The organism is Bradyrhizobium sp. WSM2793 (genome assembly GCF_000379585.1).
Taxonomy (GTDB): Bacteria; Pseudomonadota; Alphaproteobacteria; order Rhizobiales; family Xanthobacteraceae; genus Bradyrhizobium.
Genome location: NZ_KB902806.1, coordinates 64225 through 75561 on the forward strand (window position 1 = coordinate 64225; position 11337 = coordinate 75561).

An 11337-nucleotide genomic window follows, 5' to 3' on the forward strand; every position below is an offset into this window, starting at 1 on the left:
TTAGGCAGCAGCGCAATTGAGGTTCTGGATCAGGTGAGCGGCGAGATCCGCAGCATCGTCGCCCGCTCCATCAATGAAGGACGATTTGCGCCGGCGCATAAATGGCAGGCCCATGACATACATTCCCGGTGCGGAAACGATCCCGCCATCGTGACGGATGCTCCCTTCCCATCGAGCACGGGGACGTCCAGCCAGGAGTAGTCGGGGCGATATCCGGTCGCCCAAATTACCGAACCGATACCAGCATCGATCAAGTCCAGGCTGAGCCTGGTTTCCGATCCGACATCTGTCGGCTCAAAGCGATGAGGCGCGGAAAACTGTCGCGCAAGTCCGCTCGCGTTCACCCAATCATCGATGCTGGCGAGCAACCGGTTCATTTTCAGATCGGCCAGCGCGCAGTGATTGGCGAGCGATCCGGAAAACTGCGCCTTGCCATCAACAAGGCCGACGAGGCGACCCGCCAGCTCGATGCCTGCCTTGCGCAGGCTGTTGAGGTCGACGGTCGCGCGCTCCGGCGTTCCTATGAGCTGGAGCGACGGCAGACGCCGCGCCCTTTCGATGTCCTCGATCATGGTATCGTATCGGACATCCATCGCACCGATGACGTCCATCCACCACTGGATGTCCCGTCCGCGGTAGGTCCGCGGCATCCGTACGTGCTCTCCGACGCAAAGCACGACGCGACGGCCGGCTGCCCGGACCTCCCGGGCGAGCTGAATGCCGCTCGCCGAGGCACCGACGATCATCACGCCCCCGTCCGGCAGAAGAGTGGGATTCCTGTATTGCAGCGGCGTGAGACTGTCTACCTTGCCGGGTAGACCGGCACTGAGCGATGGGATCGAGGCGAGGTTGCAGGCTCCGGTTGCTATCGCGAGCTTGCGGCAGCGCCATGGACCAAGGTTGGTTTCGACCTCATAGCCTCCCTCCTGCTGCCTCACCCGCGTGACGCGCGCTCCCGTCGCGATTGGAGCGCACGAAACCCTGGCGTACCGCTGTAGGAAACGGACGACCTCCGGCATTGTCATGAAGCCGTCCGGATCATCACCGCTGTAGGCGTATCCCGGCAGACGGGTTTGCCAGTTGGGCGTCAGGAGGCGAAGCGAGTCCCACCGCTCCGTCCGCCATGAGTTAGCCACCTCGCCGCGCTCGAGGACCACGTGGTCGATCGAGCGGGCGGTCAGATGCCTGCTCATGGCTAGTCCGGATTGGCCGGCGCCGATGATGATGGTGGTCACGAACCTCACGGCACTCGCTCCTTGGGTCCAGCCGCCGCCGTCAGTTGACGGTGACGAAGACGTTCGTCGGGTTGGTGACGATGTCGAACACGGCCGACCGCTTCTGCGATTGAGCGACCAGCGCCTTGATATCGTCCTCGCTCGCATCGGCGCGAATCTCGAAATGAACGCGGATGGCGCCGAAGCCGTTGCGCACCTCATCGTCAATGCCGAGGATGCCTTGAATGTCCATATCGGCCTCGAGCGAAGCCTTGACGGAGTGGAGTTGTATGCCGCGCCGCTGGGCGATCGCGGCAACGCCCGCCGTCAGGCAGCTCGCAAGTCCGGAAAGGACGAGTTCAACTGGGGTGGGAGCGTTGTCTTCCGCCGCAAAGACTTGGGGGTGGTCTGCCTCGACGGTGAATGTTTTGTTGCGGGACTGCTCGGCTCCGAGCCCGAAGAAATTGCCGATAGCGGAACGGCTGTGCGTGCCGTTCAGCCATTGGCAGCTTGCACGCCACTTGAACTGCGCCGCCTCTGGCACCTGCTCCAAGGACTCGCGTGCTTCGAGCAGCGCGGTCACATTAACGCCGTTGTCGACCTTCGCTAAAGGCGAGATGCTCGTGGTCGTAGTCATTGTCTCTCTCCCGTGTTGTGAGTAGCGAGCGACCTCAAAATTGAGGACCTGACATTCCGGCCCCCTCCTTCGGCGAGGCCGGATCCCTCCGACGCGGCGAAATGCCGGGCCGGTCGTGGATTCCGTTGTTTCGGCGGTGAATCGGCTAATCGCGGCTTACGTCGTGTCCACGCTTCTGCCGCACGCGATTGTTCTCTCCTGTGGGTCCTCCAGCACCGCGGATCCGATCTCGCTGCGATCGAGGCCAATAATTTCGAGCACGCGGTCGTGGAGAGCGACGAGCTCTGCCTCCGCTTTGCGAAGCCGCCGCGTGAGGAGAACAGAGAGGATTTCCTGCGTCTTGTTGAGAAACCAGGCCCGCGGCGGCTCGGCTGGTGTCTTTTCAGTCAATACTGCGCTCATTATCATCTCACTCATTCGTGATGTGATCTGCTGGCCGAGGCTTCCCACATGGCTATCGTGCTGTACTTTGGATCCGAGCGACCTGTCGTTGTGGATTAGATACACTCGATCTGAGTGCCAGTGGAGGACTGCGCGTCCGGATGGGAGGACCATTCATCCAATATTGCGAGATAAAGGTCATGACAGTTCCTCGGTCACACGTTCTTCGGTCGGCCAGGCTCGCGAGCGGCTGCTCGAAATTTCGCGGTGTTCCAGGGCGTCGTACTTTGGTTGTCCGTCTGAGAGGTGCTCACGACCTTCTCCTGATTTCTGCAGCGTGTCTTTTGGATTGCTGCCCGCGGCAGTACGTTCTATGGATGGTAAGGCGAGAGCCGTTTAAGGTCCTTGGTTTAGAACCTTAATTGTTCTGAATCGGCGATCGTGACGCAGGACCCGATGAGCGACAAAAATGGTTCGCTTCGGTCGATTCCTTCTTGATCCCGAACGGCGCGAGCTTTCGCGCGAGGGCGTTCGGGTTCAGCTGGGGAGCCGCGCGATGGACATCCTTTGCGAACTGGCTTCTGCAAAAGGCAATGTCGTCTCCAAGGACCACTTGCTGGAACGGGTATGGCCGGGCCTGTCGGTAGAAGACAGCAATATTCATGTCCACATCTCAGCACTGCGGAAAGCACTTGAGGATGGAGCGCGGGAGCAGAGCTTTGTCATTACAGTCCCGGGGCGCGGGTATCGACTGATTGGTCTGCAGACTATGTCGGGCGGCAATGAGGGAGAACCCAAGCGTTTCGATGCCGATCCTTCGCAAATCAGCCAAGAGATCAAATATTGCCGCACATCTGAAGGTGTTCGTCTCGCCTATGCGATTGCCGGCAGCGGACATCCGCTGGTCAAAACCGCAAATTGGTTGAATCACCTTGAATATGACTGGCAGACTCCTGTGTGGCAGCACGTCGTTCACGGGCTGGCGCGAAAGCATACGCTTATCCGGTACGACGCGCGGGGCACTGGCATGTCGGACTGGGATGTCGAGACGTTGTCTCTCGAAGCCTGGGTCAGTGACCTGGAAACAGTGGTCAATGCGGTTGGTATAGATCGATTTCCGCTGTTGGGAGTGTCCCAGGGATGTGCGGTGTCGATTGCATATGCTGTTACACATCCAGAACGAGTTTCTCACCTCATTCTTTATGGGGGTTTTGCACTTGGCGCGGCAAAGAGATCGCCGGAGCAAAGGGAGCTTCGAGCTGCAATGGCTACGTTGATGCGTCATGGCTGGGGATCAGACAATCCGGCCTTTCGGCAGTTGTTCACTGGGCAGTTCATGCCTGGGGCCACACCAGAGCAAGCTGCCTTCTTCAATGAACTGCAACGCCGGACGACCTCACCCGAGTGCGCAGCGCGCTATCTTGCCGCCGCCGGCGAAATTGATGTCACGGAGGTTCTTGGCAAGGTGACTATGCCAACACTTGTCATGCACGCTCGGGGAGATGCGAGAGTGCCCTTTGAGTTAGGACGCTCAATGGCTGCTGGCATTCCCGGCGCCCGATTCATCCCACTTCAGGGCCAAAATCATCTATTTCTTGAGCATGAGGCCGCCTCCGAGCGGTTTTTCGAGGAGGTAGAGTTTTTTCTGAAACGGTGACGCCTCGTGGCCAATGCGATAGTGCCGCCGGTCGCAGCGCCTCTGGCGCACGCCGTTTGTGCGCGCGACGGCTGCGTGAAGGCTTCCGCATCGGGGAGCATCCAGTGGCTTGTCGTTATCGATCGATTTCACTTAAGCTGGTTGCAAGTGGAGGACCGGACGTCCAGATGAGAGGACCATTCGTCCAGCATTGAGAGACCCAGACGATGCCAGATCCCCTGTCCGATGTTCTTCGGTCGGTTCGGCTCACGGGCGGCGTCTTCTTCGAGGCGACCTTCACGGCACCGTGGTGCGTCGCCGCCCGGGTTGGTCTCGAGGACGTCCGGCCGTTCCTAGCGAATCTCGTGCAGGTGATCGGCTACCATGTAGTTCTCGAAGGCCGCATGCTAGTCGGCCTCGACGGCGCCCCGGCGACGGAGGTTCACGCCGGGGAGATTGTCCTGTTTCCTCGCAACGACATTCACACGATGGCGAGCGCCGCGGGCGTCGTTCCAGTCAGCGCCGCCGACCTCATCCAGCAGTCGCCGGAGGGCGGCGTTATGAAGATCCGGTACGGCGGCGGACGCGAGCCGACGGGCATCGTATGCGGGTTTCTCGGAACTCAGGATGCTTTCAATCCGTTGCTTGCCACGTTGCCGCGTATGCTGAGGCTTGACATCAGCAAGGCCGCTTCCCGCGACTGGGTCGAGACATCGGTGCGATTTGCTGCAGCCGAGTTGGTCCGTGGACGGTTAGCATCGTCGGACGTGATGTCGAGGCTCTCAGAAGTGCTGTTGGTGGAGGCCGTTCGCGAGTACACCTCAACGCTTGGCGACCGGGAGCAAGGTTGGCTCAAGGGATTGACCGATCCCAATATCGGGCGTGCGCTCGCGCTCATTCATGGCGACATCGCCGCTCCATGGTCGGCCGATATCCTTGCCAAGGAGGTTGCCCTCTCCCGCAGCGCATTCATGGATCGCTTCGCACAGCTGATTGGAATGCCGCCCATCCGCTATCTCACGGTATGGCGCCTGGAGATTGCCAAGCGCCACCTTCGTGAGTCACGCATGAGCGTCCCCCAAATCGCTGCAGCGGTCGGATATGAATCCGAGGAGGGATTCCGGCGGGCCTTCAGGCGCGAATTCGAGATGTGGCCCGCCGAGTGGCGAGATCATTAGGCAAGTGCCGGGACTACGCGTAGACGCAATAGCCGGAGCAAATCTGAATGTCTCGTCTAGCTTGAAGCAGACGTGTGAAGAACGAATTTATAGTCGCCTAAGGGTGAAACGCGCTGCTTCAGCCCCTCCGCGATGATTTCCGGTCAGCCCCGGTGAGCGGACGATTTCAAGGTCAGCCGCAACGTCTCAAACGAGCCACTAGCAGACATTGTCCAGCAGACGCCTACTGGGGCAGGAGTGAGCAGGTCCAAGCTCACTAAGTTTGTACTTTCGCTCAAGTTGAGACCGCGTCCGATAGTGGCTCCGTCCAATCAGGCATGTGGAAGCTTGCAAGCTTCGTCAGTGGGCACTGAAATGAAAGGAGGCCCCCAGGGATGAGCAATGCTGATGGCATGGTCTCGAAACACCTCGACCGATATTAGCGTCTCTCTGCAGCTCTGTTCCATCATGGAACCACATCAGCGCCGGCGGCGTTTTCACCTTCGAAAGATTTCAAGTTGAAAAAAACAAAATTTGCTGCTTACTTGCTGTGTTGGTGATCCATCTTGCATGGCCTGTCGTCGAAAGCGCAAACAGGTGCTGACGCGTAAAATGCCGATGTAAATTTTCGATCCGATCAGTGCTAAGCAGAGATACCGATAAAAGCATCGGGGCCATACTGTGACGCGACGGTACTGCGTGTCTGGACGAGCGTGTCTGGACGAGATCGATATCGGTAGTGTTCGTATCTCGCTTTGATTTTCGTCCGCGCAGGAAATGCAACATGTCTCGGGCAGGCCGCCGTTCGAACTACAATTAATTTCAGCGTGAGTAGAGATGCGTCATGCGTATGAAATTCGACCGATCTCATTTCATCGAACCCGTTGTGTCGTTTGAAGAAGATGGCGCCTGTGGTTCCAAAGGGCTCCAGACCGGCGAATTGGCCACTCTGGTTGTTGCCACGCATGATGACATCGCAGGAGCTGGAATCGAGGCACTTTTGCAAGCGAGCGGCCATAAGGTCGTGGCGCGCTGCCCGTCCCAAGGTGAACTTCTGCGCTCCTTGAACACCTATCATCCGAATATTGTTCTGCTCACAGAAGACATCGCCCTCCACGAGGCCGCGAAAGCAGTTGCGGAACTCCGAGCCCACAGCACTTCCGTTTCGATCATCCTTCTGCTTGACGAGCGCGACGCGATAATGGCCGCGGACCTGCTGAAGCCTGATGTGGACGGGATTCTGCTGAGCGGCGCTCGCGCCACCAGTTTGATCGATTGTGTCCAGAGCGTATCCCGCGGCCGGAAATGGGTTGACCCTAACCTGTTGCACCACCTAGCAACAGCTGAACGGTCCTCACCGACGACAACTGGCTTGACATCGCGCGAAACCGATATCGTGCACCTCGTATTGCGAGGCTTGCGCAACAAGGAGATCGCCAGCAAGCTCGGTTTGTCAGAAGGCACCGTGAAGATGCACCTGCATCACATTTACGGGAAACTTCACGTCGGCGGCAGAACGCAGTTGGCGATGTGCATTGCTGGAGCACGCGCGGCGCCATGATCGGGCACTGGAGCGCGCCGCGACGGGGAGCCCGCCATTTCGGATTCTGCGGCGTCTGCAATTTGATCGGGATCAGTCCGAGCGCAGGGCTTCGACGGGTTGCAGCAATGACGCCTTCCAGGCCGGATAGAAGCCGAAGAAAATGCCAACTCCAGCCGCGAACGTCATTGCGACAAGGCTGAGCTGTCCGTTGAGGACAACGCCCACGTTGGCGTAGCGCTCGACGGCCACGGCGCCCCCCAAGCCCAGGGCGACCCCAGCGATGCCACCGATCAGGGACAGTATCGTCGCCTCGACCAGGAATTGGCCCAGGATGTCGCTTCGTCGAGCTCCAACCGCGAGCCGCAGCCCGATTTCGCGGATCCGCTCGGTGACCGAGACGAGCATAATGTTCATGATGCCGATCCCGCCAACCAGCAACGATACGGACGCAATCGCAGCAAGCAGAATCCCGAGCGCCCGCGCCGAGTCCTCCTTGGCCCGCATTACTTCCGTTAGATTGATCAGGTGAAAATCGTCCTCCTGTGCAGGCAGGAGCCCGTGGCGCTGGCGCACGACCTGACGAATCTCGGTGAAGGCCGAAGCCATGTTGGCGCCGTCGCGCACCTTGAGGATCACGCCCGAGATCGCCCGAGGATTGGCCGGATTGCGCCCGATGACTCGGTTGAGCGCAGTCGAGATCGGAATCACAGCGGTGTCATCCGTGTCGATCCCAGCCAGGCTTTGCCCCTTAGCGGCCAGTTCGCCGATCACGGTCATCGGAACGCGGTTGACGCGGATTTCCTGCCCCACCGGGCTCTCATTGCCAAACAGTTTTTCGGCCACGGTGCGCCCGAGCATGACCACCTTGCTGCCCTGGAGCACGTCCTCACGGTCAAAGGCGCGGCCCCGGCTCACGGTCCAGTTGCGGATAATAAGATACTCGGGCGTCGTACCGGTGACCAGGGTGGACCAGTTCGCATTACCGTAGATCAGTTGCATCCCCGCGAAGTTGTGCTGCGGCGAGGTCGCGATCACGGTTGGGACTTCGTTCTCGATGGCCTGCGCGTCGGCGGGCGTGACGCTCGGTCGTGACCCCTGTCCCTTGGATACGCCGCGGCTCTTCAGCGCCCCCGAGTTCAAAACGATGGTGTTCGCCCCGAGATTGCGCATTTCGGTCTGGATGCGCTGGCTCGCTCCGCCGCCGACCCCCATCATGACGGTCACCGATGACACTCCGAGAACGATGCCGAGCATCGTCAGCGCGCTGCGCAGCTTGTTGACGCGAACGGCGCGCAACGCAGCAAGGGTGCTGTTGACTAACTTCATGCGGCCGCCCGAATGTGCTGGTTCAGATCATCGGACACTACTCTGCCGTCCTTGAAGCGGATGATCCGGCGGGCATAGCGGGCAATCTCGGCGTCGTGAGTCACGACCATCACCGTGAGTCCGTCCTCGTTGAGGCGAACCAGGGCAGTCATGATCTCGTGGGACGTCAATGAGTCGAGCGCTCCCGTGGGCTCGTCAGCGAGCAGCAGAAGCGGCTGATTCACCAGCGCGCGAGCTATCGCGACCCGTTGCTGCTGTCCGCCGGATAACTGCGAGGGGCGATGGTGCTCGCGGTCCGAGAGGCCCACCTGCGCCAGCGCGTTGCGTGCCCGCCGCCTGCGTTCACGCCACCCAAGGCCGGCATAAACCATCGGAAGCTCGACGTTTTCGAGCGCCGTCGCTCGTGTCAGAAGATTGAACTGCTGGAACACGAAGCCGATGCTCGTGTTGCGGACCGCCGCGAGCTTGTTGGTCGACAGGCGCAGCACGTTCTGTCCGGCGAGGTGATAAGTGCCGCTGCTGGGGGTATCGAGACAACCGATAAGGTTCATCAACGTCGATTTGCCGGAGCCCGACGAGCCCATGACGGCGACGAATTCACCGCTGTCGATGGCGAGCGACACGCCCCGGAGTGCAGGCACCCCCGTCTGTCCGACCACGTAGGTTTTTGTCAGATCTGATACGGCCACCAGCAGCATCTACATGCTCCCGATGATCCGTCGCGCGATGGTAGGCGACGGTTCTCGCTGGTCGACTCCGACGATGACCTGCTCAACTGGCTCGGCGATGGAGATCTCGACCATGCTGCCGTCCGATAGCCCCACGCGAACGGGTATCGGCCTTGGCCGTTGGTCCTCCCCCAAGGTCCAGAGGTGGGAGGCCTCCGGTCCGCGCTCTCCCGCCGGGGTAAAGCGCAATGCGGCGACCGGCACCTTGTGCACGTTGGTGTGGGCGTCGATGATGATGCGAGCGTTTGCCGTCATTCCGGGCATCAACATCCTGTCCGGGTTCGGTGCGTTGGCGACCACCACGTAGGTGATCACGTTTTGCTTCTCCTGGGAGTCCTTGCGGATCTGCTTCACCTCGGCCCGGAACTCGCGGCCGGGGAAACTGTCCACCGTGTAGATAACCGGCTGGCCCTCTCGAATTTTGCCGATGTCGGCCTCATCGACTGAGATCTTAATCTGCATTTCGCGGAGATCCTGAGCGACCGTGAACAGCGTCTGGGTCTGCAGAGTGACAGTGACCTGCTGGCCTTCCTCGATGGTACGCCCGATCACTACTCCATCGACTGGTGAGCGGATCTTGGTGCGCTCCAGCTCGGTCTGCGCAGCCTTTAAGGCTGCCCGCCTTTGCTGCACGATAGCGTTGGCATGAATCACCTGCGCCTCCGCTGAGCGGCGCGACGACTCGGCGGCTTGAGTAAGTGCGATTTTGGTGCGCTCGTCCGCTTCGGCCGATTTGTAATTTTGAACCGCCATGTCGAAGGCAGCCTGCGTCCTGGAAACCTCAACCTGAGAGACGTTGTCCCCCTTGGCCAAAGTACGCTTTCGCTCCAGGTCACGCTGGGCCTCGGCGACGACGATGCGCTCGCGTTCGGTCGCGAAGCGAACTCGCTCCGTCGCGGCGGCCGCGCTGGCGAGATCGGCGGCCGCTTTTTCCTGAATACGTTCCTGAATCGCCACAGCCGCTTCGGCGACTCTCAACTCGCTTTGCGCTTGCTCCAAAGCGATCTGGAAGCTGAGGGGATCGATTTGAGCGATGACCTCGCCCCGACGAACCTCAGCGTTGTAATCCGCCACTATGCGGAGCATCTGTCCGGAGACTTGCGAACTGACGAGGACGGTCGTGATCGCCGATAACGCGCCACTCGCTGTCACGGTCGTGGCGATATCCCCCCGGCGAATCGGCGCAAGGAGGTAGTTAGAAACTTCAGGAGCGGGGTTCACCAAGGATTCGGGAAGGTACTGCGCCGCTCGAGTCCAGGCGGAATCCCAGGCGTTCTCAGGGAGAATCGCCCTATTGTATGTCGCCATCCCCAATCCGACGGCGATAAGAGATCCAAGCAGCAGCTTCATCAAAGTCGTGTCTTCCTCGAACAGGGGGCGACTTCCAAGGAGCCGCCCCCTTGCCCAGTTGTTTTCCATACCGCGCCTTGCCTAATGACCCTTCGGAGTCCCACCGCCCTTGTTCGTGGTTGGAGTGGTCGTGGTCACCTGACCCGTGTCGCTACTGCTGTTGCAGGAGGAGGTCTGGGTGGTCGTCGTCGACGACGTGAAGCCCGCACTTTCGTTAGGCGGGTTCGTAACCGTCGTGGTCGTGGTCCCACAGTTCTTAACCTTGTCTGCATGGGCCGGCGATAAGCAGGCGCCGCCCACAGTGGTCAAGGTCAAGGCGATTCCTAACAGCAGCGTTTTCCGCATGTTGAGCTCCTATTCGGTGATCGTATTGGGTGCCTGGTTCAAACCCTCAGTGGCCACCCGGAGTCCCGCCGCCCTTGTTCGTGGTTGGGCCAGTGTGGGTCTGGGTCTGCTGACCCGTGTCGCTGCTACTATTGCAGGCGGAGGTCTGGGTAGTCGTCGTCGTTGACGTCTGCGTGAAACCCGCATTCTCATTGGGCGGGTTCGTCACGTCAGTCGTGGTGGTTGTGGTCCCGCAGTTCTTGACCTTGTCTGCATGGGCTGGTGAGAACCCGGCTCCGCAAACAGCGGTTAACATGGTCAGGGTTGTTGCAACCGTCAGATTTCTCAGTGCCATTGGATTGCTCCTTTAAGCGAGAGCTGGATTGCACGCTTCGATCTTCGGGGGAATATGCTTCGCGAGCAAGTCATCTTTGGATAGAATTAGGCCGGTCGTTCGATATTGGCCATTCGATAGCAATCGAAAGATATGACATGCGAATCATGGAAGCGCCGTAGTGCCAGACTGTGAGGCCAAGATCGTCGGCTGCGGGGCAGAGTTCAGCAATCGGACGCTCTTACGCATCACTGAGCCGATAGCGCTTAACTGCGTTCTGCTCCTGAGGCGAAGCTTCCTATAGATGACGCAGGTGCATCTTCACGTGCTACGCTCACCATAGGGCCTGGGTCCGTGGCAGTGTGCCGGTCGGTTCGCCCGGATGTCCGGCTTGGCTCAAAAGCGGCGGCAAAAGCAAGCGGCGTGCGCCGTCCGGTTTCCCTTCAATAGCTGAAGTGCCAACCGCGGCTTCTGCCACCCGTATTTTTCCCGAGTGTTCGCCGGTCCCGGCTTCGGGTATGCGCTTAGTCGCTGAATCGAGCCGACAGCAACGCCCCGCCACCTCCTGCCTGCGAGAATTGCACCCGTGAAATGGTACCGGTAGGAGCGTTGCGCGCAATCGTGGATCGGCAGGCTGTACGGGTCTACAAGTGCTTTCCATGCCAGCGTATCGTCTCCGCGCCTCTGCGGGACTAAGGACATACTTG

10 protein-coding genes are annotated in these 11337 nt (G+C 59.9%); 4 read left to right on the forward strand and 6 right to left on the reverse strand.

Features of this window, described 5'->3' with window-relative positions; all coding sequences use genetic code 11:
* Positions 1 to 29: 29 nt before the first annotated feature.
* The 3 genes from A3AS_RS0132670 to A3AS_RS0132680 all read right to left on the reverse strand — a co-directional run bounded on the left by A3AS_RS0132670 (position 30) and on the right by A3AS_RS0132680 (position 2253).
* Positions 30 to 1244, reverse strand: coding sequence for an NAD(P)-binding domain-containing protein (locus A3AS_RS0132670; protein ID WP_245283338.1), 1215 nt, complete (start codon positions 1242 to 1244; stop codon positions 30 to 32).
* Between the two features lie 31 nt (positions 1245 to 1275).
* A complete protein-coding gene (locus A3AS_RS0132675) occupies positions 1276 to 1851 on the reverse strand; it encodes an OsmC family protein (protein ID WP_020508781.1) in 576 nt (191 codons plus the stop codon).
* A gap of 156 nt (positions 1852 to 2007) precedes the next feature.
* On the reverse strand, positions 2008 to 2253 hold the full coding sequence (locus tag A3AS_RS0132680; protein ID WP_157644449.1) for a hypothetical protein: 246 nt from the start codon (positions 2251 to 2253) through the stop codon (positions 2008 to 2010).
* Positions 2254 to 2701: 448 nt separating this feature from the next.
* Here A3AS_RS0132680 and A3AS_RS44135 point away from each other — a divergent pair, with 448 nt between their 5' ends.
* From A3AS_RS44135 to A3AS_RS0132695, 3 genes are all read left to right on the forward strand, one after another.
* Positions 2702 to 3889: an alpha/beta fold hydrolase gene (locus A3AS_RS44135; RefSeq protein ID WP_018321698.1), complete on the forward strand. Its 1188-nt coding sequence runs from the start codon at positions 2702 to 2704 to the stop codon at positions 3887 to 3889.
* Positions 3890 to 4095: 206 nt separating this feature from the next.
* A complete protein-coding gene (locus A3AS_RS0132690; RefSeq protein ID WP_018321699.1) occupies positions 4096 to 5046 on the forward strand; it encodes an AraC family transcriptional regulator in 951 nt (316 codons plus the stop codon).
* Between the two features lie 823 nt (positions 5047 to 5869).
* On the forward strand, positions 5870 to 6586 hold the full coding sequence (locus tag A3AS_RS0132695; protein WP_018321700.1) for a response regulator transcription factor: 717 nt from the start codon (positions 5870 to 5872) through the stop codon (positions 6584 to 6586).
* Between the two features lie 72 nt (positions 6587 to 6658).
* Here A3AS_RS0132695 and A3AS_RS0132700 read toward each other — a convergent pair whose 3' ends face one another.
* Genes A3AS_RS0132700 through A3AS_RS44140 form a run of 3 tightly spaced genes read right to left on the reverse strand, consistent with a single transcriptional unit; the run spans position 6659 to position 9972 of the window.
* Positions 6659 to 7894: an ABC transporter permease gene (locus A3AS_RS0132700; protein WP_018321701.1), complete on the reverse strand. Its 1236-nt coding sequence runs from the start codon at positions 7892 to 7894 to the stop codon at positions 6659 to 6661.
* Positions 7891 to 8592: an ABC transporter ATP-binding protein gene (locus A3AS_RS0132705; protein WP_018321702.1), complete on the reverse strand. Its 702-nt coding sequence runs from the start codon at positions 8590 to 8592 to the stop codon at positions 7891 to 7893. Before A3AS_RS0132705 ends, A3AS_RS0132700 begins: the two co-directional genes overlap by 4 nt.
* On the reverse strand, positions 8593 to 9972 hold the full coding sequence (locus A3AS_RS44140) for an efflux RND transporter periplasmic adaptor subunit (protein WP_198293744.1): 1380 nt from the start codon (positions 9970 to 9972) through the stop codon (positions 8593 to 8595).
* Positions 9973 to 10150: 178 nt separating this feature from the next.
* Here A3AS_RS44140 and A3AS_RS0132715 point away from each other — a divergent pair, with 178 nt between their 5' ends.
* Complete coding sequence (locus A3AS_RS0132715; RefSeq protein WP_157644450.1) at positions 10151 to 10483, forward strand: hypothetical protein; 333 nt, start codon at positions 10151 to 10153, stop codon at positions 10481 to 10483.
* Positions 10484 to 11337: the final 854 nt, after the last annotated feature.